The organism is Sphingopyxis sp. (assembly GCF_035998905.1).
Lineage (GTDB): Bacteria > Pseudomonadota > Alphaproteobacteria > Sphingomonadales > Sphingomonadaceae > Sphingopyxis.
This window is the reverse complement of the sequence record NZ_DASYHG010000025.1, coordinates 276,630-302,898: the sequence shown is the minus strand read 5'-3', so window position 1 is coordinate 302,898 and position 26,269 is coordinate 276,630. Positions and strand designations below refer to the sequence as shown.

Below are 26,269 nucleotides of genomic sequence, written 5' to 3'. Positions count from 1 at the left end.
CCGAAACCTTTACCCGCGGACTCGCGGCGACGATGTTCAACGCTCCCCCATGGGGGCAGGTGGCGGAAGCGCCCGTGTGCAGAACCGGTCCTGGCATCTTTGTCTCCTTCCCCTCCTCAAGTGATGATCAGGGCACCCTCGTTGATGATGACCGATTTCCCGGTCATTGCGATCGTCGCACCCTGCCCATTGGAAATGACGACGCCCGTCCCGCCGATGCTGATCATCGCCCCCGAAGCCGTCTTGATCTTCACCTGCTGCATCGGATTGTCCGACAGGGTGACCGTCGTTCCCAGGCTTGTCTGGAGGTGGATATTGGGATTGGCGGGCGTCGCGCCGACCAGCGCCTCCATCGGGAAACCCGATGGGTCGGGCCAGAAGCCGCCGCTCCAGATCGGGAAATCGGGATCGCCTGCCTCGAACTCGATCCAGACCATCGATCCGACCGCGGGCAAGGACACCATCGATGCCGACATCCGGCCGGCAAGCGGCAAGCACGGAAGCGCCCATGTCGAGGGAAAGGGACCGTAACGATCGCCGAGCTGGACCTGGATGCGTCCCTGGTTCTGGGCATCCAGATTGTTGAGCACCGTCGCGCGATACTTGCCAAAATAGCGGGGGCCGGCGTTCATGTCGGCACCACGGGCAAATTGCTGATCAAGCCATCGCGCGACATCTGGAACGATTGCTTCCAGCTTCCGCGGCCGAGCGTGTGCGTGACCGAGCGGACATAATAGAGTCCGTCGTGGGCGAGCCCCGCCCCGCGCACGCCGACAAGGCTGCGCGCGTCGAGCGGTTTGCCATAACGTGCAAGATCGAAACTGCCGCTTGCCGTGACCGGGTCGGTCGCCACACGCTGCGCGAGCAGCAGCGACATGACCTTGGGCATCTTGTGCCGTTCGGTATCGATCAACTTCGTCTTCGTCGGGATCAGCGGACGTGCAGCCAATGGAGGCGCGAGCAACGAAATGTTGGGAACCGGAACGGGGATCGAGAAGCCGCCCGCCTTGACGAAGCCATAGGGCAGGACCGCTGCGGCGCCGTCGGCACTGAACGACAGGCTGTCGATATTGCTGGCGTGATCCATGTCGACGGTCAGCGCCGGTTGCGGCAGGCCGATCCGCACCTGCGGCCCCCAATAGGCGGTGTTCGTCCCGGGCGCGGGGCCCGGCGTGATATAGAATTCATAGCCCGCCTCCGCCGCCATCTTGTTCAGATATTGATAGTCGGTGCCCTGCTGGTGCGGGATCGCTTCGGTCGGAAGCGATATCGAGGTGAAGATTTCGGGGATGGGCAGCGGGATGATGCCCAGCGGCGCATATTTGGCGATCAGCGCCGCGACGCGGGCGACGGTCGGCATCCCGGGAAAGGGAAAACCCGAAAAGTCGATCACGTCCATATAGCCGGAGACATCCTCGCCGGTGATCGTCAGCCGGTTTTCGCCCGGCTGCGACGATGCGACGACGTCCTGCCGCTTGATCGGGCCGTCGGCGAGCACCTTTGGCATCCCGTTGATCGTCGCGACGAGGATCACGCGGATCATCGGGTCGAAATAGCCCGCGGGGATCAGCGTCGTCGCGATCGGCGAGGTTTTCGAATAGGTGAAGCTGATCTGGAAACCCGAACGCTGCCCGACCGCCGATGTGACCTGCGCGCTTTCGAGCGCGTCGATGACCGCCACCGGCACCGGCGCGACGGCGATCGGCCCCATCAAGAGGGTGAGCTGGATTCCCCTAAGCGTCGCCATCGTCGGCAATCTCCAGCGGCAGGGGGATCACGATCAGGCGGCCTGCGGGCTTCGTCGCGGCGCCGGGATCGGCGTCGCCATTGGCATCGCAGATCCGCCAGTAAAGTTCGGGATCGCCAAAGGCTTCGGCCGCGACCATGTCGATGCGCTCGTCGCCGCTGGCGCGGTGGCGGGTGAGCGGGCGGTAACGCGACAGCGCGGGGATGATTCGCCGCCCGACGAACTCCACCGTCGTGCCGTCGCCCTTCGCCACGCTGCGAAAGGCCAGTCCGCGATAGCGGCTGTTGGGGGCGTAATAATCGGTCATGGTACCCCCGTCAGGCCCAGCGCCTGCATGTTCGGCGGGCGGCGTTTCGCCATCCGGTCGCGGCGCCGCGCCGCCACCATGAACAATTCGGCGCCCTTGCTGCCGAAGGCGAGATCGTCGATCGACAACGCCCGCATACCCAGCGACACGCGCGCACGGATCGGATTGAGCTGCGTATCGAACGCCTCTTCGACAATGCTGAATTCGGTGATCCGTACCGGGATCAGCCGGTTGCGCCCGAGCGCCAGCAGCACCAGCGGCGACGGCAGCGGCAGCACCTCCAGCGTCCCGCTGCGCGCCAGGCCGTCGGCGGCGGCGATATCGTCGGGCGCGGGCGATATGATCATCTCGAGCTCGGCGAGCTCGGCCGCGATGCCGTTCGCGACGGTATCGGCGTTCGAGCCGGGATGTTCCAGCCGGTCGGTCGCATCGATCTCGATCTCGATCTTGATCGTTTCGATCGGGGGGCCGACGAGCCGCAATCCTTCGAGCCGGTCGCCGGCGTCGATCTTGGCCCCCCGCGGGGTCAGCGTACGCGACAGGCTGTCGGGATTATACTGAAACGCCACCGTGCGCAGCACCGCCTTGCCGTCGGAGTCCATCAGCACAAAGCCGCCCTTCAGGGTGCGCGGGGATCCGGGGAAGCTGGTCATCGCGCGCACCTCATACCTTGTTGCCGATATGGTCCCGGGGCGGCCGGGCATTGGGATCGTAATTGGGATTCGCCGCGCTCTTGGCGTTCCGCCGCGCGAGGATGTCCTTGATCACGCCCATCGGGTCGACATCGGACAGCTTGGCCTTTTCGGTCGCGTCCGGCATTTCCTTGCCGCTTCCGAAACTCGTCGAAAACTCGCCGAAATTGACGGTCTTCTTGCCGAGATTGACTGTAAAACTGGCGATATCGAAATCCCAGGTGTGGCTGAGCAGGCCCCACAGCGCCGAGATGGTCACCGCGCCGCCGATGCCGAGCGACGCGTCGAGACTCATGCTGAACTCGGGCTTTATCCCGACGGTGAAATTGCCTTTCTCATAATGGCCCTTGGCTTCAACATCGGCTTTGGTGGTCGCCGTAATCCGGGGGATCACCTTGATCGTGCCATGGACATCGCCGGCGCCGAACAGGACGTCGACTCCAAGGATCGCTCCGAATTCGCCCTTCAGCCCGAATCCCGCTTCGCAGACGAAGCGCGCATTCAGGTCGGCAGTGATGTTGGGATTTTCCTCAAGCGGGTCGAACGAACCGCTGATCTTGACGCTTTCGACCATCCCGGGGCCGAAGAAAACGCTGTAGCCGACGCCCGCGTAAAATTTGACATAGGCCCGGACCGCCGGGATCGGCGTCGGGATCGAGAATCCGGGGGTCGTGATCTTGAACAGATCGCGCTCGCCCTTGCCGTCCTTCGGGTACCGGTCGAATATCTTGTACGGGCCGAGCGTCACCGCGCCCGTGATCCTGAGGTGGTTTTCCTTGCTGAGCTCGACGGTCAGCTTGGGCTGGATCGTCGGGGTGAGCTGATAGATTATCGTGCCGGTACCGAACAGCCGGCCGCGTTCGTCAATCCCGCCCTTGAGCGATCCCTTGCCCTTCTTGTCCTTCGTTTCGACATCGACATTCGCGACGCCCTCGACCTTGACGCCGCCGCCCGAGAAGCGCTCGTAAGTGAGCGTGATGTCGCCCTTCCACTGGTTGCGGAAGGTAAAGGCCCCGCCTCCGGTGACCTTCAGATAGCCATCGCGGTAGTAAAATTTCGCCTCGATCGCATCGACGATCTTGAAAGGTTTTTCCCAGCGCGCGGCACCGCGATAGGTGATACTGCCGTCGGCCCATTTGGCGGTCAGGTCGAACGTCTTGTTGTTGACGGTGACCTTGGCGCCGCCCTCCGCCTCGATGTCGAGCTTGTCGCCCTTTTGCGCCATCAGCACGCGCACATCGATCACCGTGTTCGGCACGGACGTGCTGTTGATCTTGAGCTCGCCCGACCAGCCCTGCTCGGAATGGAAGCGGACCTTGCCACTGGCTTCCTTGACGCCGGGAATCCCGACACCGGGGACGATCGTTCCTTCGGCCAAGAAAGCGCCACCAGCGATCTTTGCGGTCACGTCACCCAGAATGATCGGTTTGCCCTTCGGGCCGATTTCGAATTTCACCGTCCCGCTGGGAACGAAATTCGGCGACAGCTGGAGCGCGAAGGCGCCCTCGGTGAAACGCAGGCCGGGAATCGGCGACTTCAGTTTCGACGCCTGGATCGGAACGCGCGCTTCGAGGAGGTCGGGGCCGAAATTGATACCCACGTCGCCCAGCATCGGGATCGACGATTTGATCACCCCGGTGCCCCGGACGTTTCCGGCATCATCGATTTCGGGCTTGATCCAGCCGGGACTCAGATAGGGGTAGTGAAACTCGATCTTTTCATTCTGCTTCGTCTTGCGCAGCTTCACGACCCGCCGCTCGTTGGCCTCCTTGCCCTCTTCCGCACCATCGGATGGTTTGGCCGCGACGGCCGGCGTTTCTTTCTGAAGAATGGCGTCGAGCTGGACGAGTTCACTCGCCTTGCCGGTCGTCTTGACCAGCTTGCCGTCGAGTACCGCCTCGATGTCGTCGGGGACGCCCGCCCCCTTTTTCTTGGTACGGCTGTAGCTCGTCAGCCGCATTCCCGGAACGATGCGCTTGAAATTGAAATCGATGGGCGTTGGCCCCGTCGGCCGGATCTTCATGGTTTCGGGCGCCCCGCCTGCCGTCATCGTGACAGGATCGCCCTCGACATTGGCCGGGACCGCGTCGGTCCCGGTCACGATCTTGTTGCGCAGCGCTTCTTCGATAATCTGGCTGCCGTCGTTTGGATCGGTGTCGGGCTTGACGGAGATGCCATCGACGAAACGCAGCTGCAATTCGCGAACATGGCCATAATCCGTCCCCTTCAGCATGCCGACAAGACCGACCAGCTGCTGATAGGTTTCGCGCCCCGATGCCTGGTTCTTCGCCGAGCCCAGTAGTTGCAGATTGGCCGGCGAACTCGTTCCCTGGAGCTGCTTTTCGACGATATGGTCGATGTCGCATTTGGCGTCGGTCAAGCGTTCCTTGCCAAAGCCCCTGAGGATGCTCGCGACCTCCTTTTTTTCGATTTTCGTTTTCAGGTCGGCATTGTTTGCCGCCGCCGTCTTGAACCCCGCGGCAAGCGATTTCAGCGTCGTGAAGCCATATTTGTTCAGCCAGATCGTCTTATATTTCTCGCTTCCCTCCTTATAGGCCGCAACATTGTCATATGTGTCGACGGTGGCGCCCTTGCCCTTGAATATCGGGCTGAAAATCAGCCGGTCGGGCTTGTGCATGTCATAGACCTGCTGCACCCACGGGCCGCGCCCCTTCACTTCGGGGAGCGTGAAGCCCGATACCGCCACGACCAGCCGGTCGGTGCCCGGGTTGGCGGGCTTCGGCTCGATGATCGTCCAGCCGCTCGGCAAGCCCGCCGCCGGACCAGCGTCGGCACTGGCGGCCGATCCCGAGGGTGCGGGGTCGTCGGTTTTGGCCCGGAAAACGGCAGGCGTTCCGATCCGCGACAGCGCCGGAGCGGCGCGTCCCGCGGTGACCGCCGCTGCCGCGCGATCCGCCTGCGCCTCGAGTTCGGCGTCGGCGGCCGCGGGCATCGGACCGTCGGCCTTCATCTGTACCCCGCCCTGCTGGACGCTGTGCGCCAGTTCGTGCGCGATCAGGGCGCGGCCGCTGCTGTTTTCGGGGCGGTAGGCGCCCTCGCCAAAGACGATATGGTCGCCCGCGGCATAGGCGCGCGCGCCCAATGCGCGGGCATTGTCGTGCGCGCGTGCGTCATCGTGCACCCGGATATGCGAAAAATCCTGTCCGAAGCCGCTTTCCATGCCGCTCCGTGTTCCGTCATCAAGCGGACGCCCCGCATCAACGATCGGCGGGGCCGAGAGCGTCGATGCGCCCGAACCGAGGGTCGATTTCGCCTGCGCGAGCACCGCCCCCGGACGCGTGCGCTGCGGAACCGGCAGCGGCGCCGGGCGCATCACCAAGTCCTGCTGCGCCTGCGCCCTCATCGCTCACGCTCCAGTCGCGGCGCGATCGCGCGCAGGATTTCGGCGGCAACATGATCGACCGGCGCCGCGCGAAGCGATGTATCGGCCGCCCCGCCGCGTTCCCGTTCTACCGCGCGCGCGATCGCATCGGGAAGGGCGTCGGCCAGCCGCCGCGCCTCGATGCGCGATGCCGCGGTGATCGTCAGGCGCCCGATCGACAGGCTCGCGGGCACATCCCGGAAGCCACCGCCGGTCATTGCACCGTCCCCGGCCCGGCGGCGATCTGCCCCGCCCAGTCGATCGCAGGCATCGGCTGGTCCTGCTTGCGCATCTCCTCGGCCAGTTCGGCCTCGATCAGCGAGGCGTCGATCGCGGTGCCGCGCTCGGCCGCCAGGAAAGCGGCACCCAGCGCGATGCTGCGGATGCTGCCGCCCGACAGCGGCAAGTCCGCGAGCGCCCGCCAGTCGATCGCCTCGACCGGCGCCTCGCCCGGAAAGGCCCGCTGCCACAGGCGGACGCGCTCCGCGGCGGCGGGCATCGGGAAATCGATCGAAAAGCGGAAGCGGCGCAGGAAAGCGGGGTCGATCGCGTGCCGCATATTGGTGGTCACGATCGTGAAGCCCTCGAACGCCTCGATCCGCTGGAGCAGGTCGCCGACCTCGGCATTGACGTGGCGATCGGTCGCGTGGCCGACGCTGCCGCGCGCCCCCCAGACGGCGTCCCCCTCGTTCCATACCATCACCGCGCCCGACCGCTCGGCGGCGTCGAAGGCGGCGGCGATATTCTTCGGCGTTTCACCGACATATTTGCTGATGATCTGGCTGAAGTCGATCAGCATCATCCTAAGGTCGAGCGAGCTCGCGAGCACCTCTGCCGCCATCGTCTTGCCGGTGCCGCTGGGACCGGCGAACAGCGCGACCACCCCGCGCCCGCGCGCGCCCATCGCGCGCGAGAAACCCCATTGGTCGAACACTTGGGCGGCATGGCGGACATGGCTTTCGATCCGGCGCAGCGCCTGTTCAGCAGGCGGCGGCAGGATGATGTCGTCCCAGTCGTAAACCGGCTCGACGATCGTGACCCCGGGCACGGGTGTCGCCAGCCCGGCGCGACCGGCATGATGCCACAGGATGCGCATCGCCGCGTCCGCATCGGCGGCCGCGTCGATCAACGGCGCGGTGCGCGCGGCAACCGCGTCGATCTCCGCCGCCGAAAGCCGGAACTGCGCCGCGACGCGTGCAACGCCGGTACCCAGCCGCGCGGCACGCACGTCGCCGAGCGCATGCCGCCAGCGACCGAGCGCGGCGTCGCGCGGTGTTGCCGTCGTCGCGAGCGCCCGCTGCGCGCGGCGCATCGGCGGCAACGGTACCGATCCGGCGATCGCCACATGCCCCGCGACCGCTTCGGCGAAGGCGGCCGCATCGACGGCGTGCATTTCGTCGACCGACAGGATCAGCGCGGCGCCGTCGAGGGCGGCTTCGCGGCTCCACGCCTGTGCCAGCTGGTCGCGCGCCTCGGGATCGGCGGGAATGTCCGCCGCACGCAGGCGAAAGGGGCGCAAGCCCAATGCCGCGAAGCCGCCGGCGAGCACATCGCCATCGGACATCCCGACCAGAAGCGGCGACAGATTGTCGGGTCCGCGCGCGGCCAGCGCGTCGTGCATCGCTGCGAGCAACGCGGGCGGCGCCGCTTCGCGGCCGGGGACCATCTCTGCAAAGCGCGCCGCGATCGCTGCATCGCGCGGAGCACCGCCGGCCAGCCGGTCGATCACCGCCTGGTCGAGCCACATCCGGGCATCGATCGGCGGCGTATCGGCCTCGCGCCCGATAAAGCCGAAGCGCATCAGGGGAGCCGACGCCGTCATATGGTTAGGGCTGAGTGCGGGCAAAAGCCGTAGCGCCAGCCACAGCGGCATACCGCGCCGGTCGGTGCGCGCCGTCTCGTGCACCGCGGTCGCGACCGCCTCGGACTGGGCCGCCGCATAGAGCAGCATGATCAATTGCGCCTCGCCATCGTCAAGCGCGAAGCCATCGGCGATACGCAGCAGCGCATGGTCGGGCGATTGGAGGGCGAGCGCCGGCAGCAACGTCTCAAACCCATCCGCGTCCTCGCCCGCGAACGCCGCCAGCGCTGCTGCCTCGGCCAGCGCGAGCAAGGGCGCGTCGGCGCGCATCACGGCGTGTCGCTCACGACGATCACCGCGTCCTCGCCGTCATCCGACGCCGGGTTGGCGTTGGGGCGGCCCGCGATGACAACGTCGGATACTGCGCGACCGTCGATCTGGCTTTCGTCGGTTTCGAGGAAAGTGGTAGTGACGAGATAATAGGCGCTCGGGCGGATCGGCGATTGCAGCGCGGACCACAGCTTGGTCGACATGTCGATGTCGAGCGGATGCTGGCTGACCTTGATCTGTTCGGGATGATGCGCGGGGTTGGCGAGCGGCTCGCTGGTCAATCGCTCCATCAACTTCGTGGGACTGGGCGGGATCGTCACCGCACCGAGCAGGCTCGCGACCTTGGTCCGCTCGACGATGGCATGGCGATGCAGCGCCGCCATCCCGACCCCAAGCAGCGTCTCGCGCTCGAGATCAGCGCCCGTCGCGGCCAGCATATAGTGGAGGTCGAGCACGAGCGGCATTTTCACCGACAGCTCCCCGCTGTTCTCGACATAGGCGAGCGAGGCCGAACGATAGGCAGCGTTCGGCGTCACATGGTGCAGGAACAGATAGAGCATGGCCGCTTCGGGCTGAGCGCCAGCGCCGGCCGCCGCCGGGGCGGGCGTCGCCGAGGGACGCGGCGGCGGCGCAATCGAAACCTTGGGCGCCGCAAACCCCGCATAGGCAACCGCGAGGTCGGCATCGATCAATGCCTTCAACACGAAGCTGGTTGCCGGGATGGCAAAGCGCGCGCTCATTGGCCGCGCTCCGCCGGGCGCCGCAGGAAATCGTCGAGGGCGACAACGGGTGCCGCCGCGCGCCGGGGCGGATCAACGACCGGCGCGCCGGGGGCGACGTCCAGCCGGATATCGATCCGGCCGATATGGACGTGGATCGGCTGGATAGCGTCGTCCGTCATCGTGGTCGCGGGTTCGCCAAGCTGCAGGTCGCCAATTGCGGCGAACTGGACGACCGGCGTCGCGTCCACCGGATCGGCGACAGGAATATCGGCGTGGGCAGGTTCGGTGGCCGGCGCGCCAGCCACCGGCGCGCTATCGACCGGCGCCGCCGCGCCATCCGCGCTGCCGGTCGGCATCGTCACGGCGAGGGGTTCGGGCGATCCTTCAGAGGCGCGCGCCAAAAGGGGACCAGCCGACTCAACCACGAGGGGGATCATGGGCGCCGCCAGGGGCTGCGCAACATCGGCATCCGGCTGCGGGGCCGGGACGACAGGATGCGCTTGGGATAATTCCGGCGGCGCGTCGTCGACCGCTGTGCGCGAGACCGGCGCGGATGCCTCGTCCTTCTCAAAGGCCGGGGGCAGGACATTACCGTCCGCCTTCGACGGCGACGACTCCGGTTCGGCGGGAGCTGTTCGCGACGTTCGCCGAACCGTGGAGGGCGCAGGCGCGGCCTCTTCGATATCCAGCGCGCCCCAATCTTCGCCGTCATCGCCCGCATCGGGACCGAAGACCGGCGGCGCGGGCACCGGCGCGGCATCCGCCTGTCCGTCTGCTCCGCCGCGCGCTGCGGCCGCGATTGCGGACCAGTAACCGCTCATCCCAGCGCCACCCTTCGCGTCCGCTGCGCTTGTCCTGCACGGCGGTCGGCGATCATCGCGACATAGCGCGCGCGCCGGTCGGCAGGCAGCGCGACGATCGTCGCCTCGGTCCAGCCATAGGCCGACGCGATCGCATCGATATCACGGAACAGTGCGGCATGGATGCGGTCGATATCGGCGGCGACAAAGGCCGCCAGATCGACACGCGCGGCAATCGCAGCTCCGCAGTCCGAACAGGTGCTTTCGACGACGATGCTGGCGAGTGGATCGAGCCGGTCGAACTCCGCTTCGATCGCGTCGATCCTCGCCGCATCGAGCTGCGAGGCCGGTACAGCCTCGCGATCGAGCACACAGCGGTCGAGCATCGCCGCGCGCATCGCTGGCGTATCGCCACGACCCGCGACCGCTGCGATATCGGCCATCGTCGGCAGGCGAAAGCGTAGCAACCGCCCGCCATGTGCCACCGAAACGATCGCATCGGGCGGCGGCGGCGGCAGCGCGCGCATCGCCGCTTTGGGCACCGAAAAGCTGTTCGCGGTCGTGCAGGCTGTACAGGTGACGCGCGCCTCGATCTCGCCGCCAATCCAGTCGTCATGCAGCGCGATCAGCCGCCGGTTTCGCTCGCCCAGGCTTTCTGTCGCCAGCGCAGCTTCGTCCGCGCCGCGCGCAACCAGCAGCGCGGCCAGCCGGGCGTGAGCGGCCGGACCGGGCTCAACCGACCAATGATCGAGCAGCGTCAGGGGGTCGCGGGACTCCATGGTTCGCTCACGGTTCTACGAAGCTGGGTTCCTTGGGCTCGACGACCGCATAGTCGCGCTCCCATCCCTCGATCTCGAGCTTCAGCTTGGCGATCGCCACGGCGTTGGCGTTGGAATCGAGATCGGGCAGCGCCTGATATTCGGACACCCAGCAGCGATAGAGGTTATAGGCGATCACCGTCTGCCCCGCTTCGTTGAGCATTTCGATGATGATATCCTTGCGAAAATCGGCGAGCGACACTTCGCCCCCGGCAATCGAGCCATAGTTCCAGACCTTGTTGGCCCATTGTTCGAAATCGACGTCGTGGGTCACCCCGCGTTCGAGCGTCACCGCTTCATATTCGGTGCGGCCCGGCGATTTGGAACTGGTCGACGGATCGCCCCCCGAGCGATGCTTGATCATCTCGGTCGTGCGTTTCAGCATCGACACCTTGGAAATGCCCGCGACATAGCGGCCGTCCCATTTCACGCGGAATTTGAAGTTCTTGTAGGGATCGAACCGCTGCGCGTTGACTGAAAACTGTCCCATGTGACGCTCCCTTCCCTCAAACCAGCGGCTGGACGATTTGGCGCAGGCTGATGACGACGAATTCCGCCGGCTTCAGCGGCGCAAAGCCGACCAGAATATTGACGACGCCCTGATTGATATCGTCTGCGGTGGTGGTCGAGGCGTCGCACTGCACGAAATAGGCCTCGCGCGCCGACACGCCCTTGAACGCGCCCTGCCGGAACAGGCCGTGCATGAACGCCGTGCTGTTCAGCCGCAGCTGCGACCAGAGCTGGTCGCCATTGGGCTTGTGGACCGCCCAGCGCAGCCCTTCGCTCAGGCTGCGCAAAATATAGGACGCTGTCCGGCGAACCGGGACATATTTCCATTCGCTGGCGAGCGCGTTGGCGCCATCGACCGTTCGCGACCCGAAACTGACGGTGCCATAGACGGGGAATTTGCGAATGCAGTTGAGCCCGAGCGGATTGAGCACGCCATGATCGGCGTCCGACAAGTCGACCGACGGCGCATAGACTCCCGACAGGACCGCGTCGGTCCCGGCGGGCGCCTGCCACACGCCGAACTGGCCGTCGGTGCGCGCGAAGAGCCCTGCCATCGCGCCCGACGGCGGGTGGCTGCGGATCGCGCCCGCCTCCAGCGGATCGTCGACGCGGATATTCGGGAAGTAGGTTGCGGAATGGCTCGACGCGAAGCTGATGCCGCTGGTCTTGAACGCTTCGGCCGTCCCGACATCCTCGACATAGGGCGGCGGGTCGATCAGCAGGAACGCGTGCTTGAGTTTGCAGATGCGCGCCGCCTCGCCATAGATCGACATTGCGGTTTGATGGTGAAGCCCCTTGGGATTGCCAGCCGCCGGGCGGACGAGGTCGGGCAGGCAGAGCAGGTTGAAAAAGGGGTCACGACCTTCGAGCGCAAGCACGGCGTCCTGGAACGCCGTCGTTTGGGGCTGTCCCGCCGCCGCCGTATTGCCGTCGACACCCGTAATCAGGCTGGGCGGGCCAACGATCTGTTCGCTGGAGGCGGGCGTATAGGGCGCACCGAGTGCGTAGCGCGACACATTGGCGACCGCTGCGCTTCCTGCGATGAACTGGCTCGCAAAGGAGGTGCCGGTCCCGGGATTGGCGAGCGTCACCGTCGCGTCGAACAGGCGGCGGCCGAACTGGCCGGCGACGGGCGCGCTGGTACGCAGCCGCAGATATTTGCCGCCCTCGGCCAGCGAAACGATGACGCCGACCCCCTGCATTGCCTGGTCCGCGGCGGCGGTCTGGCGGATATGCAGGTTGATCGCGGCTTCCAGACGGGCTGCGGCTTCCTGCAAGCTGGCAGGCTTCGCCGCGCCGTTCGGGAATACCGCGACGTCGGTCAGGGTGAGCGACAGCGCATTGTCGACATCGCCCGCCGCGTCGCGCACGGCGATCCGTACATTGGTGTTGATCGGCGCGCCGAATGTCCCCGCCGCGGGCAGGTCGGCCAATTTATACGCTGTCCCTGTCGTGACCGGCCGCTCCGCGTCGATGCCGTTGACCTTGACCTTGACCAGCTTCGATCCCGTCGCGGGATCGTTGACCACCGCTTCGGCGAAGCGCGCGCTCGACGACGCCGTGGTCAGGCGCGGAAAACGCTCGACGCGCCCGGTCAGCCGGTCGGTAATCGTCAGCGTGAAGGCGCGCTTGTCCGTCGCCTCGGTGCTGAACGGCTTGCCGTCGATATCGAAGCTGTCGATCTCGAAATAAAGCTCGCTGCTGGCTTTGCCGGCCGACAGGGCGGTCACGGTCAACGAGGCGTTATTGCCCGCTGCGTCGCGCTTGACCGCCGATTGCGCCGCTGCGGCGCCCGCCACCGGGACGCGCCACACAAATGCTTCGGACCCGCCGTTGGCGAAGAAATGGAGCACCGAATAGGACAGGCTGCTCGTCTGCGTCAGCCCGCCGAACTGGCGTTCGAAATCGCCGAAATTCTGGATGCGGATCGCGCGGTTGTCGATGCCGGTCAGCGTCGGCCCGACGAACAGCGCGACCGATGTCGCCGCGCCGGAGATCGTGCGGACCCCGCTCGGCACTTCCTGTGTGTAGACACCCGGATGTTTATATTGAAGCATCGACCTGATCTCCCCAAAAGGGCGTCGATGCATCGTGAAACAGAGCGCACGGACCGACACCTGCGAGCTGCCGAAAACGGCGACCCAGCTTCAACGCGGTAGAGGTGCGACTTGTGTTTTTAGGCCCAGTCGGATGTTCCCGACTCGTGCGGTCCCATGGCCGGGGGCGAAGCTGCCACGCGTTCCGCGAACGAGTCAAGGCGCCTGACCGCAAGCCTGGAACATTTCGACCCGCGCAAATCGGACCGGGACTTTCGACCCTATTCTTGTCTCATTCATGGCCGGAAACGGCGCGAACGCGCCCGCCGATTGCCGGCTTTTCGCGCCTAGTCCCCGGGTTCCGGCGTTGGCCCCGATGCGCGAAGCTGCCGGCTATAGAGCCATCCAATCCCGATCAGGCTGAAGCCGAGCGCGACGAAAGAACCGATACGGAGCAGTCCTTCGAGACCCGATGCGTCGAAGACGAACACCTTGCCGACGGCGGCCAGCATGAGCACGAGCGACGCGATCCGCCAGTCGCGGCGATGGCCCCGGATTCCCCACAAGAGGAAACCGATCGCAAGCAGCAGGATGAGGAGCGAACGCAGGATATTCTCCGACGGCGCGACGCCGGGTTCGACGAGCAGGCTGCCGTGAAAAAGCTGGCGCAGGCTGGCCCAGGCAAAGGTCGCAACGAGCAGCATCGTCAGCAGCTGGACGCCGCGATCGAGCAGCGCTGGCGCGGGCGCGAAGACCATGCCCGTCAGCCGCAACCCGACCCACGGTAGCAGGAAGAGCGGTATGAGCAGGTTGGCGAGCGGCCAGCCGCCGACCGCCTGTTCCGCCCACAGCGGGTTGTGGAGGATGAGGCCATAGACGAGGGCATGCGCCGTCCCGGCAACGATCAGCACGCGCGCGCCGGTGACGATGCCTCGGCGCCAGAGCAGCCAGCCGAGCCCGATCAGCAGCATCTCCCAGACGAAGCGCTGCACAATTCCGGTCGTCACGAAATCGCCGCCGGCGAGCGCGGCAAAGCCGAGACGGTAGAGCGCGTGGACCGCGATCACCCCGATCGCCCCGGCGATCGTCATCCCGCCGACCAGAAGCCAGCGCGGCAAATTTCCGCGGAGCAGCCAGAGCGGCGCACCGCACAGCAGTGCGGGAAGCGCGAGGCGGCGGATCAATTCGCCCGCAGCGAGCGCTTCGCCGTCGATCGCCATCGGCACGCCGGCGAGCGACAGCATCGCCTTGCCCGCCCATATCGCGACGGGCATCGCCGCCCAGCCGAGCGCGATCGCCGCAAACATGCCCGCACCGGCACCGATCCGGCCGAGGCCGAAGCGCGGCGCCGCAAGCAACAGCGCCGCGACGCCAAGCGCGGGCACGAAGACGAGCAGCGAAGCCGGAAGCAGCTGCGCAGCGGCGCCATAGGCGAGCGCCGCGGCAAATCCCTGCCCCAGGCGAAGCACGACGGGTCGTTCGGCGCGGAGCGCGAAGACCAGCGCGCCCGCCGCGAGCGCTGCCCAGCGCAAGAAAGCTTCCGCAGCAGCGGCCTCCGTCCCCAAGGCGAGACGCGGCAATTCGTCGAGCGCGCGCGGCGTCGCGAGCAACGCGGCGAGCGCGACGCCAAAAAACCCTGCCGCGATCCATTCGATCCGGCGATCACCCGCGGCCTTGCCGAACGGCAACAGCGCCGCTGCGACGCCGGCAATGGCGACCGCCGCCAGCCAGAACGGCAGGAGCAGCGCGAGCGCAAGCGCGACAAGCGCCGCGACGGTTCCGGTCAGCCATGCGAAGCGGCGGTCGGCGGCGCGGCCTTCGATACGCCAGCCCCGCGCGAGTCCGGTCGCGGGGAGCGCCGCGCCCGCGAGCGCGACGAGGGCCAGCGCGCCATCGCCCATCGCGGGGACCTGCCACTTGGCGAGCAGTGGCAGCGCGATCGCGAGGAAACAGAGTTCGAGCGTGCGGCGCAGCTCGGCCGGCGGAGTCCACAGCCGCGCGAGCAACGGCAGCGCGTGGATCAGCACCAGCGCAATACCGATGAGGGTCAGCCAGAAGAGCGTCGGGTCGGGCCATAGCCCCATCAGGAGCGCGGACAGCGCGAGGCTGGTCGTCGGGACGATCGCCAGCTTCGCCTCGCGCCAGGCAAGCCACTGCCCGGCGGCGGCAAGCAGCGCGAACAGGCCCCAGTGGAGCGGCACAAAGCCCGCATAGGCCACGAGCAGTGCGAGTTGCAGCGCACCGACGATCGCCGCCGCCGCGCGCAGCAGCGCCGCGCGCGGGCCTTCATAGGCGAAAAGCGGAATCGCGATGGCGAGAAGCAGGACATAGCCGCCGATCGACAGCGAACCGAGCGTGTCGAGCGCACCGCCGACGAAGACCATCCACACGCTCCACCCCGCACCGCCCGCAAGCGCGGCAAGCGCGAGCCACGGCCAGCGGCGCATCCGCGCAACCCCGGTGAGCGCGCCGATAGTCAGCGCAAGATAGACGGCGATGAGCGGGACGTTCGGTTCGAGCGCCCCGACGAACGTCGGCGCGGCAAGGCCCCCTGCAAGCCCGAGGAGCGCGCTCGGCGGGCCGAAGCGGAGCGACAGCGCGAGCGCCGCGGCGGTGACCAGCGCCAGTCCGAAGAAGGCGGACAGCGGGCCGATCAACCCATAGACGTTCGCCGCGACCATGATCGCGGCATAAAGCGTCGCGATACCGGCGCCCGAGAGCGCCTGCGGCACGCGGAGGTCGCGGACCCGCGCTTCGTTGCGCCAGGCATATTCGGCGCCGCCGACAAGGCCGAGGCCGAAGAGGATGCCGGCAACCACCTGCACCCCCGGGGTGAAGACACGGGCGAAGAAGCCGAGATCGATCGCATAACGCACGATGAGAACCCCGGCGATCGCCAGCGTGATGCCGCCCGCCCAGATGGGCAGCGTCTTGCCGAACAGGTCCTCGAACCGCGCCGACAGATTGGCGGGGGCGGCGGGCTTCGCCGGAGCGGCGGGCGTTTTCGGCGCAGGCGCCGGTGGCGGCGATGGCCGGACTTCGATCCCGGCCGGTGCCGACGCCGTCTGGCCTTGCTTCTGCGTCATCGCGGGCAATGGTGCGCTGTCCCTGGCTGCCGCGCGCGCCGCATTCGGTGTCGTCGTTTCGCTTTGGGGTTCGACGACCGGCTTGGCCTTGGCAACCGGCGCTTTCGCTGTGCCTTGCGCCGCGCCGAGCTTCCCGGCGGCTTCGGCGAGGATCTTTTCGGCACGTTTCAGCCGGGTCCGCGTGTCCGACAACAGCACGCCGAGGATGACGATAGCGAGGAAAGCAAAAAGCTCGAACACCTATGCGGCTCCGGAACCCGACACGATCATCGGTCCCCAACTTGTCCCGAGCGGTGTGCTTTGCATTCCCATTCCCTCAAGGCCGAAGCAATCCTCAAATTAGCAGCCGAGCATATGCCCGAAGCCGCGCCGTGCAATAGCGCACGCCAAAAGCCGCTCGCAGACAGGGTCAAACGAGCGGCCTCGCGTTCGGTTGCGCATGCGCCCCTAGCGGGGGCACGGGGTGAACTCAGTATCGGCCCGAAAGCAGCGCGCCCGCGTCGGGGACTTCGGTCGAAAGTCCGAGCCGCGCCAGCATCTGGTGCGCGGTGCAGATCGCCGCCGACACGACCGGGATGCCGATCGCATCCTCAATCTTCTGCACCGACGGCAGCGACGGCATCTGGACGCACGCCGAGAGGACGAGCGCGTCGATGCCGGTCAGGTCGAGCCGCTTGTAATGGTCGAGGAGATTTGCGGGATCCTGTGCCGCGACCTCCAGATTGTCGGGAATTTCGAGGGCTAACCAGTCGCTTACCTCGACGCCTTCATTCTGAATATAGGACACGACCATCTGCGTCAGCGGCTTCATATAGGGTGCGACGAGCGCGATGCGCTTCGCCTCCAGCGTCTTCAGCCCCTCGACCAGTGCGCCCGCGCTGGTGACGACGGGTGCGGCGCGGCCATTCTCGACCGTGCGCTGGTGCAGGCGCGCCTCCGACACGCGGTGATAGCCTTCGCCCATGCTCATGATCGCGACGAGGCAGGCATAGCCGAGCACATCGACCGCGGCGTCCGACAGTTCGAGCGCGCAGCGATCGGAGTCGGCGTCCATCGCCGCGAGCTCTTCCTTCGTCACCTTCTTCATCCGCATCCGCGACGAGTGGAAGGTGAAGCGCTCGGGCGCGATGCTCTCCCGCGCGCGAAGCAGCGCGGGGATCTCGGTCTCCATCGTGACGTTCGAGCTGGGCACGATCTGCCCGATGCGGATGGGTCGCGTCATCGTATCAGACCGCGACGATCGGATTGCGGAGCGTGCCGATGCCCTCGACGGTGCATTCGACGACATCGCCCGGCCACATGAACTCCTGCGGCGTGCGTCCGGCGCCGACCCCCGCGGGGGTACCCGTCGCGATGATGTCGCCGGGTTCGAGCGTCATCACACTCGAGATGTCGGCGATGAGTTGCGGCACGTTGAACAGCATGAAGCGCGTGTTGCTGTTCTGCTTCTCGACGCCGTTCACATGCGTCAGGATATTGAGGTTGTGCGGATCGCCGATTTCGTCGGCGGTGACGATGCACGGTCCCATCGGCGCGAAGCTGTCCTGCCCCTTCGACACGATCCACTGCCCCGCGCGGCGGCAATCGCGCGCCGACACATCGTTGATGACGGTATAGCCGAACACATGATTCAGCGCATCGGCCTCGGCGACGTGCCGCGCGGTGCTGCCGATGATCACCGCCAGCTCGGTTTCCCAGTCGAGCTGTTGCGTCACCTTCGCATTGTGACGGATCGGGTCGTTCCACGCGACGACCGCGGTCGGCGGTTTCGAGAAGATAACCGGCTGCTGCGGCAGTTCGTTCGATGTGTCGAGCGAGCGCGCCGATTCAGCGACATGCTCGGTATAGTTGAGACCGATGCCGAAGATATTCTTGCGCGGGCGCGGGATCGGCGCGAGCAGGGTGACATTGCCGACGGGCAGCGAGGTGCCGATCAGGTCGGCGGAGGTCGCCGCCGCGACGGCTTCCTGGAGGAAGCGGAGCGCAATCGGCCCCAGATCGATGAAATCGAGCATCGTCGAGGGCAGATCCTGCCCGATCGCATCGCCGAAATATTCGACGTCGATCACGAGTCCGTCGTGGAGAAGGCCGAGCCGCGGTTCGGTCTCGACCGTGCGATAAGTCACGAAACGCATAAATTATCCTGTCTGCAAATCAGGCGGGCTGATGGCCGCCATTTTCGGAATAGGCTTCCTCGATCCGGACGCCGAGCGCCTCCATCACGGGGAAATCGTTGAACGAGAAGAGGAAGGCTTCTTCGGATGCGTCGAGATTGACATGCTCGTGCCAAACCCATGCGGGCACGCAGAAAATGTCGTGGGTGCCCCAGTCGAAGCGCTCGCCGCCGATGATCGAATAGCCGCGCCCGCCCGCGACATTATAGACGACATTGCCCGTGTGGCGGTGCGCCTTGCCGCGGAAACCGCCTTTAAGCATCTGCATATGCGCGCCCATCGTCTGGAGCGCCCAACCGCCGGTGAGCGGGTTCGAATAGCGCACCATATGCCCGTCGAACGGCGTGCCGTCGGAAACCTTGGCGAGGTTCCACAGCGCATCGCGCGTCGCTTCCCAGCGGTAGACCATCACCGGCGAATAGGGCTTCTCCCAAGCCGGCACGCCCTCGGGGCGCAGCGCCGCGCCACCATAGCTCAGCGGCAGGTCGTCGGCGGGAAAGGCCGCGGTCTGCGCGGGCTGGTCGTACACCGCGTAGAAATTGGTCTCGAGGCTGTTCATCAACGGGATGTCGAGCCCGTCCTGCCAGATCGACACTTCGCCCTCCGCGACAACGCCATGGTCGTGCCAGGCGCCGTTCGGGGTCAGCACATAGTCGTTCGCGCCCAGCGTGATGTGGTGCCCATCGACGACGGTATAGGCGCCCTTCCCCTCCATGATGAAGCGGTGCGCCGAGGCGGTATGCCGGTGTGCGGGTGTTATCTCGCCGGGGCGCATCGCCTGCATCCCGCTGAACAGCCAGCCGCAGACCGCAACATTCTCGCGTCCCGCATCGCTGTCGTTGAGCAGGGTCACGACGCGGCGCCCCGCTTCCTCGGGCTTCACCAGATCGAGCGCGCGCAGGCACATGTCGCGCATCTCGGCGTAGCGCCACAGCGTCGGGCGATAGCGCGTCTCGGGCTCCCACGGCTCGATCGCGTTCGCGCGCTTCCAGAAGGCGCCGGCGTTGCGTCCGGCGAGTTCCTCGTAGAACGCTTCGAGTTCGGGCGTATCGGTGACACGCGCCCGCCCGAGCACATCGTCGCGCGGATCGACAATCGTGCTGCTGCCTGCCATCATGACGTCTCCTCGTCGGGATCGACGGGCTGCGGCTCGTCGACAAACAGCGCCGACGCACGTGGCGTCCGGTCGACCGTCAGGTTGAAGATGTCGAAGCGGTTATAGCCGCCGATGATGTCGTGCATCAGCTTGGGCCGGATGCACTCGCCGAGGTCGATGTCGGCGTAAACGATGCCTTCCTTGTCGATCAGCGCGTCGCCGACCAGATTGCCGTGCGGGTCGATGACGCCCGAAAAGGCACTGTTCGGGCGCGACAGCAGGTCGCGGTTCTGCGGCCGGTCGGCGCTCATTGCATCGATGATTTCGAGGCTCACCGCCGAGCAGGCAACGATCGTGAACACCTTGCCCTCGAAGCTGTGCGCGGTGGCGCGGATCTTGATCGCTTCGGCCATATTGTACGACGCCGGCGCGACGGGCAGCGCGATATAATTGGCGATATGGACGAGCTCGCCCTGCGAGAGCAGCGCAAAGCGCGCGAGCGTATTGGTGTTCTCGCCGCACGCCAGCGTGCCGAGCGGCCCGACGGGCGTGTCATAGACGCGGATCGAACTGCCGTCGCCGCCCGCCCAGGTCAGCTTCTCGGCCCAGGTCGGCACCAGCTTGCGGTGGCGTCCGAGCAGGCTGCCGTCGGCGCCGATGATCAGATTCGTGTTGTAGAGCGTCCCGACGCTCACCGGGTCGCGCTCGTTGATCCCGATCACGACGGTGCAGCCATGGTCGCGCGCGGCGTCGCAGAGCGCAGCGACTTCGGGGCCATCAACCAGCACCGACGCGCGATACAGCCGCTCGTGCCACTCCGCACCCTCGATCGGCGTCATCAGCCAGTTCCAATACGGATAGGCCGAAACAAACACTTCAGGAAAAGCAACAAGCTGTGCGCCGTTACCCGCCGCCTCGGCGATCAGCGCACACGTCTTGTCGACGGTGCGCGCGGTATCGAGAAAGACCGGCGCGGCCTGCACAGCGGCAACGCGCGATCTGGGCAGGAAGGGAGCCGACACGTCGCTCATGTCACCGCCGCCCGCTGACGATATTGCGGCTTGTCCCACGCGCGCGTCGCGCAGACCTTTTCGAGCCGCCGGGCGGTTTCGACGATGTCCTGATAGCGCAGGTAAAGCGGCGTCAGCCCGAAGCGCAGGATGTCGGGCGCGCGGAAGTCGGCGATGACATCAAATTCCTTGAGCGCCTGCACGATCTCGTACCCCTGCGGATGCGCATAAGCCACCTGGCTGCCGCGTGTCGCATGGTCCTGCGTCGTCACGAGTTCGAAGCCATAGGCGTCGCACAGCGGCTGCATCTGCTCGATGAACAGGTCGCCGAGCGCGAGCGATTTGCGACGGATTTCCCCCATGTCGGCCTCGAGCATCAGGTCAACGCCGACTTCGAGTGCCGACAGGCCGAGCACCGGCGGAGTACCGCACTGGAAGCGTTCGATCCCGGCGGCGGGATCATAATCCTCTTCGAAAGCGAACGGCCGCGCGTGGCCAAACCAGCCCGACAGCACGGGGGTCGCGGCATGGTGCCGCGATGCTGCAAACAGATAGGCCGGCGCGCCGGGGCCGCCGTTGAGGAATTTATACCCGCAGCCGATCGCGAAATCGGCATTCGCACTATTGAGGTCGACCGGGATCGCGCCCGCGCTATGGCTCAAATCCCAGACGACGAGCGCGCCGACTTCGTGCGCGCGCTTCGTGATCGCCGCCATGTCGCGGACGCGGCCCGACTTATAGTGGACCTGTGTGAGTAGCAGCACCGCGACATCGTCGTTGAGCGCATCGACGACCGCGTCGGGCGCGACGGTGACCGCCTTCACGCGCCCGCCCGAAAAGGCCTCGATGCCCTGCATCATATAGACGTCGGTCGGGAAGTTCGTCGCTTCGGACAGGATCACCGTCCGTTCACGCCGCAACGAAAGTGCGGCGGTCAATGCCTTGAAAATATTTACCGACGTCGAGTCGGTCGCAACAATCTCGCCGGGGTTCGCGCCGATCAGCCGCCCAATCTTGTCGCCGATGCGTCGCGGCGCGGTCGACCATTCGGCGCCGAGCCAAGAGGTGATCAGCCCCTCGCCCCACTCGCTGCCCACAACCTCGGTGAGCCGGTCGCCCGTCGCCTTGGGCAGCGCGCCGAGTGAATTGCCGTCAAGATAGATCAGGCCTTCGCGAAGGTGGAACCGGTCGCGGAAAGGTGCCAGCGGGTCGGCGGCGTCGAGCGCCGAAACATCGGTGGCAAATATCGTATCGGTCATGCGATTTCCCTCAGGATGGCGCGCACCGGGCTGGCGTCGGCGCCGACGATGCGGAGTGGCAGTGCGACGAGTTCGTACCGTCCGGGCGGCACGTCATCGAGCACCAGTCCCTCCAATATCCGCATATCGGCGGCCTTCACCGCCTGATGCGCGTCGAGCGTCTTCGACTGTTCGGGGTCGAGCGATGCGGCATCGGTACCGATCAGCCGCACGCCCATAGTGCCAAGCCGCGTGATCACATCGCTGGCGATGGCGGTGAAATCGCTGTCCCAGGCCGCGTGCGGGAATTTCTCATAGGTCCGCAGCAGGACGCGCTCGGCACCCTCGATCGCGGTCCAGTCGATATCGGCAACCTCGACCCGCCCGCGCGCATGGCGCAGATCGAGCAGCACGCACGGCCCGATATAGGCATCGAGTTCGCAATCGGCCGACGACGCGCCGTCATTGGCATAGTGCAGCGGCGCATCGCCGTGCGTTCCCGCATGGAGGGGCGTGAACATGCCCCCCACATTGACCGGACAGCCGTCGCCGATCACCGCATGGCTGTGGAGCGCAAACGCCGGCTCGCCGGGCCACACCGGCACCGCGGCGTGCAGCGGCTGCGAGATGTCCCAGATCCGGCTCATGCGCCCTTCCCCTCGGCATAGTCGCCGCCCTCACGCGGCGCGGTCATCTCGGTGCGCATCGACCAGAGTTCGGGGAAAAAGCTGAGGCTCAGCGCCTTGACCAGATAATTGACCCCCGACGATCCGCCGGTCCCCGGCTTGTGCCCGATCACGCGCGCGACGGTCTTCATGTGCTTGAAGCGCCATTCCTGGAAATAATATTCGAGCGCAGTGATCTTCTCGGCGAGCGTGTAGAGATCCCAATGCCGGTCGGGGTCGGTGTAGATCGCGAGCCATGCCTTCTCGACCACTTCGGATGCCTCATAGGGCTTGGTCCAGTCACGCTCCAGATGATCGGCGGGAATATCGAAACCCCGTCGCGCGAGCAGCTTCAGCAGTTCGTCATAGAGCGAAGGCGCCTCGAACGCCGCGCGCAGCCGCGCGGTTGCTTGCGGGTCATCCTTATGGACGATCATCATATCGCCGCGCTTGTTGCCGAGCAGATATTCAAGCTCGCGATATTGCTGCGACTGGAAGCCCGACGCGCGGCGCAGGAAGCCGCGAAAGGTCAGGAAGTCGTGCGGGGTCAGCGTCGCAAGTACTTCCCAGCTATGGATCATGTGACGCTGAATCGTCGCGATGCGGTCGAGTCCCTTGCCCGCGATCTCCAGCCGGTCGGCCTTGATCGCCTCATAGACGATCCGCCCTTCGTGCAGCACCAGCTTGATCCACAACTCCATCGTCTGGTGCATGATGATGAACAGCATCTCGTCGGGCTTGTCCGACACCGGCACCTGCGCCGAGAGAAGCTGCGCGGTCTGCAAATGCCGCGCATAGGTCAGGCCATTGTCCCACTGGATCGTTTCGCCGTCGATCTCGGTCTCGAAAATGTCGGTGCCGCCGTCGCGCGTCTGCCTGGTCATCGTGCTGCCTCCCGGTTTGCCGGTCCCGGCCGCGCGGGTGGCAGGCGTCCTTCATAGGCGACATCGTCGCACCAGGCATCACCGGGTTCAAGCGCAGTGTCCCCCGCGATCTTCCGGTAGACGCTGGCGAAGTCGGTTTCCTCGGTCGCGCGCAGCAATTCCTCGAAACCCGCGACGACGAAATAGGTCTGCTGATACTGGTCGAAATGATATTTGGTCCGCATCACGCGTTCGATGTCGAGCCAGATGCGGCGCGGTTCGGGAGAGGTCAGTGCGCAGAGCGTTTCGGCGAAGCTCGACATGAGGCCGCCGCCGAATGCGCGCAGTTCGCCCTCCTCGACGACGAGGCCGAATTCGACGGTGTAGAGCCACAAGCGCCCCAGGAAATCCGAGGCCCCGAGCTTTTCGGCGCGCAACCCCGCCTGTCCATATGCCACCAGAAAGTCCGAAAAGGACGGATCGGTGAGCATCGGGATATGGCCGAATATGTCGTGAAACATATCGGGCTCTTCGCTGTACGCGACCTGCTCGGGCGGGCGGACGAAATTGGCGGCCGGAAAGCGCTTGTTCGCCAAATGCTCGAAAAAGGGTTGGTTCGGGATCCAGCCGGGAACGGCGACGACTTCCCACCCGGTCGCTGGCCCCAGCAATGCGTTAAGCTCTGCAAAATCGGGAACCCCGGGCTTCAGCTTGCGAAGGATATCGAGCCCGTCGAGAAAGGAGCGGCACGCATAATCCGTAATCGCCGCCGACTGCTGGTCGAACAGGGTTCGCCATGTCGCATGTTGTTCGGCGGTGAACGCGCCCCAGTTTTGCGGCATCGTCCAATCGGCCGCGACACCGTCGGGCGGTGAATCGAAAATATGTGTCGCCGCCACCGGTCTCTCTCTCCAAATCTCCGGCCACGAATGTAACGCGGGCGCGCGCAAACATTGTGCGGATTTCGCAGTAACAAGGAACAGATATCTCTACGTTGTCCTTCCAAATTACAGATTTGCAGGACAACGTTCTTCTGATTAGAATATGCTTCTCGTATTATCGCGAAAACCCGATTCAGGACGGAACGGATGGACAAGCTCGACTGGAAGATCGTCGCCGCACTCGAACGCGACGGGCGGCAATCCTACGCCGATCTCGGCGAACAGGTGGGCCTGTCCAAGTCGCCGTGCTGGTCGCGGGTAAAGAACCTCGAGGAAAGCGGCGTCATCGACGGCTATGCCGCGCGGATCGACCCGATCGCGGTCGGCCTTGCCGTGCAAAGCTTCGTCGAGGTCCAGATCCGCTTCGACGCGCATACCGAATTCGAAGCCGCGGTGCTTGCGCATCCCGCCGTCGTCGAATGCCACACAACCGCGGGCGAGAGCGACTATATGCTCAAGATTTTCGCGCGATCGGCCGACCATCTCGACGAGCTGCTTCGCCACAATCTGTCGAAACTGCCAGGCGTCCAGCGGCTGAAGACGGTGGTGTGCCTCAAGACGATCAAGCGGCATGGCCACCTCGCCGAATGGGCGCGCACGACCGACGGCCGCGCGCCGCCCTTGGCCTGAAGCCGCAGCGACGGCGCGGGCCGAACGGGAAGGGGTGCCCCGGACCCGAGTCCGGTCTGGCCCGAGGCACCCGCCGCGGTCAGAAGGCCGCGGTAACGCTCGCGACGACCGCGCCATCGGCGATCGACCCGCTGCCGTCGCCACCCTTGCTGAAATTGGGCTGGAGGCGGGCGACCTCGGCCTTGCCGATATCGGTATCGACGTAGGAGACGTTGAGCGTCAGATTGCGCCAGGTCGCATCCATGCCGACCGACCAGTCCCAATAGCGGCCGGTGGGCGCGACGCTCGTCCCGTTGGGCCCGAGGCCCGGGTTGCCGTCCGAATAGCCGATATGCGCCTTTGCGGTGAACGGCGTACCCCCGATCGCGAACGCGCCGTCGCCCCAGAGATAGAGATTGTCCTCGCTCTGCCCGCGGCTGTTCGGTGCCGCCGATACATTGGCGAGCGCATGCTGTTTGGGCGCATAGGCCACGCCGGCGGTCAGCGTCGCGGGTCCCGTCGTCCCCGTCAGCTTGGCGTAGGGCTCGGCAAAATCGGATTCATCGGCGCCGCTCGGATACATGTACCAGACGAGCCCCACGTCGAGGGTCGCATTGTCCGCGAGCGCCGCCTTGTAGCCGGCGATCAGGTCGAGTTCCATATTGGCGCCGCCAAAAGTGCCCCAACCCGCAAGGTTCGACGCCCACACCCCGGCATAGGCGCCGCTTTCATGGGTCGCCGTCAGGCCGCCCTGCACCGCCATGCCCTTGTCCGATTGCGACACCCCGCGAAAACGATAGTCCGAGGCGAGCGTCGCCGACCCCGACAGGGTGACCGCCGGCTTGCCGGCCTCTTCCTGCGCCGTTGCGGCGACGGGCAACAGTCCTGCCGCAAGCGCGGCGGCCGAGATGATGTTCTTCATATTATCCTCTTGAAACTGCCTCGCCGGGACGGCGGAGGCTCACGAGGCGGGTCAACTAGATCGGCAGCGCATTGGAAATCGAGAGGGGCGGCGGCGCGATCGCATAGTGTTTTCACTATGGCCGGCCGCCCTCTACCCACCCCATTCGCGCGACGTCCGCCATTCGCGGTCCTGCGCGGGCAGGCGCCGCCAGCGTTCCGAAACCTCGACCGTCTCCCACAGGCCCGGCCCGACGAACAGGAGCGCGCTCCCGGCGCTTCCGCAGAGGAAGGTCATCGCCGACAACAGCATCAGCAGCGACGTGGCGTCACGCGCCGTCGCACCGGGCGGCACCGGGTGAAGCCGGGCGGCGATCGACCAGCAGATAGCGAGAAGGACGAGGCCGCCGGCCCGCAGGCCGACGTTGGCGGCGGCCGTTTCATGCCATTTTTTCATCTCAAACCTCCATAGGAGGCCGTTCAACTATTCATGCGCGCATAGGAAATCGAGATCGGGAATGAGGGCGCTACGTTGAGATTGC

General features: G+C 65.9%; 24 protein-coding genes. 1 reads left to right on the top strand and 23 read right to left on the bottom strand.

The annotated features are described in order from the left end of the window. Positions 1 to 116 precede the first annotated feature (116 nt). The 21 genes from VGN62_RS15790 to phhA all read right to left on the bottom strand — a co-directional run bounded on the left by VGN62_RS15790 (position 117) and on the right by phhA (position 24,176). On the bottom strand, positions 117 to 632 hold the full coding sequence (locus VGN62_RS15790; RefSeq protein ID WP_327455572.1) for a phage baseplate assembly protein V: 516 nt from the start codon (positions 630 to 632) through the stop codon (positions 117 to 119). Next, the gene (locus VGN62_RS15785; RefSeq protein WP_327455570.1) at positions 629 to 1,747 is read right to left on the bottom strand and encodes a hypothetical protein; all 1,119 of its coding nucleotides are present in this window, start codon (positions 1,745 to 1,747) and stop codon (positions 629 to 631) included. The genes VGN62_RS15790 and VGN62_RS15785 overlap by 4 nt, the downstream gene beginning before the upstream one ends. Then, positions 1,734 to 2,054 (bottom strand): hypothetical protein, encoded by a 321-nt coding sequence (locus VGN62_RS15780; protein ID WP_327455568.1) that lies wholly within the window; start codon positions 2,052 to 2,054, stop codon positions 1,734 to 1,736. Before VGN62_RS15780 ends, VGN62_RS15785 begins: the two co-directional genes overlap by 14 nt. Continuing rightward, positions 2,051 to 2,707 (bottom strand): hypothetical protein, encoded by a 657-nt coding sequence (locus tag VGN62_RS15775; RefSeq protein WP_327455566.1) that lies wholly within the window; start codon positions 2,705 to 2,707, stop codon positions 2,051 to 2,053. The genes VGN62_RS15780 and VGN62_RS15775 overlap by 4 nt, the downstream gene beginning before the upstream one ends. A gap of 10 nt (positions 2,708 to 2,717) precedes the next feature. Further along, on the bottom strand, positions 2,718 to 6,110 hold the full coding sequence (locus tag VGN62_RS15770) for a DUF4157 domain-containing protein (protein ID WP_327455564.1): 3,393 nt from the start codon (positions 6,108 to 6,110) through the stop codon (positions 2,718 to 2,720). Beyond that, the gene (locus VGN62_RS15765; protein ID WP_327455562.1) at positions 6,107 to 6,346 is read right to left on the bottom strand and encodes a hypothetical protein; all 240 of its coding nucleotides are present in this window, start codon (positions 6,344 to 6,346) and stop codon (positions 6,107 to 6,109) included. The genes VGN62_RS15770 and VGN62_RS15765 overlap by 4 nt, the downstream gene beginning before the upstream one ends. Then, positions 6,343 to 8,259 (bottom strand): ATP-binding protein, encoded by a 1,917-nt coding sequence (locus VGN62_RS15760; RefSeq protein WP_327455618.1) that lies wholly within the window; start codon positions 8,257 to 8,259, stop codon positions 6,343 to 6,345. The genes VGN62_RS15765 and VGN62_RS15760 overlap by 4 nt, the downstream gene beginning before the upstream one ends. Further along, positions 8,259 to 8,999, bottom strand: coding sequence for a DUF4255 domain-containing protein (locus VGN62_RS15755; RefSeq protein ID WP_327455560.1), 741 nt, complete (start codon positions 8,997 to 8,999; stop codon positions 8,259 to 8,261). Before VGN62_RS15755 ends, VGN62_RS15760 begins: the two co-directional genes overlap by 1 nt. After that, the gene (locus VGN62_RS15750) at positions 8,996 to 9,802 is read right to left on the bottom strand and encodes a hypothetical protein (protein WP_327455558.1); all 807 of its coding nucleotides are present in this window, start codon (positions 9,800 to 9,802) and stop codon (positions 8,996 to 8,998) included. Before VGN62_RS15750 ends, VGN62_RS15755 begins: the two co-directional genes overlap by 4 nt. Beyond that, the gene (locus tag VGN62_RS15745) at positions 9,799 to 10,560 is read right to left on the bottom strand and encodes a hypothetical protein (RefSeq protein ID WP_327455556.1); all 762 of its coding nucleotides are present in this window, start codon (positions 10,558 to 10,560) and stop codon (positions 9,799 to 9,801) included. The genes VGN62_RS15750 and VGN62_RS15745 overlap by 4 nt, the downstream gene beginning before the upstream one ends. 7 nt (positions 10,561 to 10,567) lie before the next feature. After that, the gene (locus VGN62_RS15740; protein ID WP_327455554.1) at positions 10,568 to 11,089 is read right to left on the bottom strand and encodes a phage tail protein; all 522 of its coding nucleotides are present in this window, start codon (positions 11,087 to 11,089) and stop codon (positions 10,568 to 10,570) included. 16 nt (positions 11,090 to 11,105) lie between these two features. Continuing rightward, the gene (locus VGN62_RS15735) at positions 11,106 to 13,166 is read right to left on the bottom strand and encodes a phage tail sheath family protein (protein WP_327455552.1); all 2,061 of its coding nucleotides are present in this window, start codon (positions 13,164 to 13,166) and stop codon (positions 11,106 to 11,108) included. 326 nt (positions 13,167 to 13,492) lie between these two features. Next, positions 13,493 to 16,471 carry a DUF2339 domain-containing protein gene (locus VGN62_RS15730; protein ID WP_327455549.1) on the bottom strand — a complete coding sequence of 993 codons (2,979 nt, stop codon included), beginning with the start codon at positions 16,469 to 16,471 and terminating at the stop codon, positions 13,493 to 13,495. A 229-nt stretch (positions 16,472 to 16,700) separates the two neighbouring features. Then, on the bottom strand, positions 16,701 to 17,453 hold the full coding sequence (locus VGN62_RS15725) for an Asp/Glu racemase (RefSeq protein WP_327455547.1): 753 nt from the start codon (positions 17,451 to 17,453) through the stop codon (positions 16,701 to 16,703). 4 nt (positions 17,454 to 17,457) lie between these two features. Further along, positions 17,458 to 18,366 carry a fumarylacetoacetate hydrolase family protein gene (locus VGN62_RS15720; RefSeq protein ID WP_327455545.1) on the bottom strand — a complete coding sequence of 303 codons (909 nt, stop codon included), beginning with the start codon at positions 18,364 to 18,366 and terminating at the stop codon, positions 17,458 to 17,460. A 19-nt stretch (positions 18,367 to 18,385) separates the two neighbouring features. Next, the gene (locus tag VGN62_RS15715) at positions 18,386 to 19,519 is read right to left on the bottom strand and encodes a cupin domain-containing protein (protein WP_327455543.1); all 1,134 of its coding nucleotides are present in this window, start codon (positions 19,517 to 19,519) and stop codon (positions 18,386 to 18,388) included. Next, positions 19,519 to 20,532 carry a carbon-nitrogen hydrolase family protein gene (locus tag VGN62_RS15710; protein ID WP_327455541.1) on the bottom strand — a complete coding sequence of 338 codons (1,014 nt, stop codon included), beginning with the start codon at positions 20,530 to 20,532 and terminating at the stop codon, positions 19,519 to 19,521. The genes VGN62_RS15715 and VGN62_RS15710 overlap by 1 nt, the downstream gene beginning before the upstream one ends. Then, a complete protein-coding gene (gene kynU, locus VGN62_RS15705) occupies positions 20,529 to 21,770 on the bottom strand; it encodes a kynureninase (protein ID WP_327455539.1) in 1,242 nt (413 codons plus the stop codon). Before kynU ends, VGN62_RS15710 begins: the two co-directional genes overlap by 4 nt. Beyond that, positions 21,767 to 22,396 (bottom strand): arylformamidase, encoded by a 630-nt coding sequence (gene kynB / locus VGN62_RS15700; protein ID WP_327455537.1) that lies wholly within the window; start codon positions 22,394 to 22,396, stop codon positions 21,767 to 21,769. The genes kynU and kynB overlap by 4 nt, the downstream gene beginning before the upstream one ends. Next, complete coding sequence (locus VGN62_RS15695; RefSeq protein ID WP_327455535.1) at positions 22,393 to 23,298, bottom strand: tryptophan 2,3-dioxygenase; 906 nt, start codon at positions 23,296 to 23,298, stop codon at positions 22,393 to 22,395. The genes kynB and VGN62_RS15695 overlap by 4 nt, the downstream gene beginning before the upstream one ends. After that, positions 23,295 to 24,176, bottom strand: coding sequence for a phenylalanine 4-monooxygenase (gene phhA / locus VGN62_RS15690; protein ID WP_327455533.1), 882 nt, complete (start codon positions 24,174 to 24,176; stop codon positions 23,295 to 23,297). Before phhA ends, VGN62_RS15695 begins: the two co-directional genes overlap by 4 nt. Positions 24,177 to 24,365: 189 nt before the next feature. On the opposite strand from phhA, the gene VGN62_RS15685 reads away from it, so the two are divergent. Beyond that, positions 24,366 to 24,848, top strand: coding sequence for an Lrp/AsnC family transcriptional regulator (locus VGN62_RS15685; protein WP_327455531.1), 483 nt, complete (start codon positions 24,366 to 24,368; stop codon positions 24,846 to 24,848). 79 nt (positions 24,849 to 24,927) lie between these two features. Here the strand turns inward: VGN62_RS15685 and VGN62_RS15680 are convergent, their stop codons facing one another. Together VGN62_RS15680 and VGN62_RS15675 are read right to left on the bottom strand one after the other, a co-directional pair. After that, positions 24,928 to 25,749 carry a TorF family putative porin gene (locus VGN62_RS15680; RefSeq protein ID WP_327455529.1) on the bottom strand — a complete coding sequence of 274 codons (822 nt, stop codon included), beginning with the start codon at positions 25,747 to 25,749 and terminating at the stop codon, positions 24,928 to 24,930. Between the two features lie 132 nt (positions 25,750 to 25,881). Next, positions 25,882 to 26,184: a hypothetical protein gene (locus VGN62_RS15675; RefSeq protein WP_327455527.1), complete on the bottom strand. Its 303-nt coding sequence runs from the start codon at positions 26,182 to 26,184 to the stop codon at positions 25,882 to 25,884. Between the last annotated feature and the right edge of the window lie 85 nt (positions 26,185 to 26,269).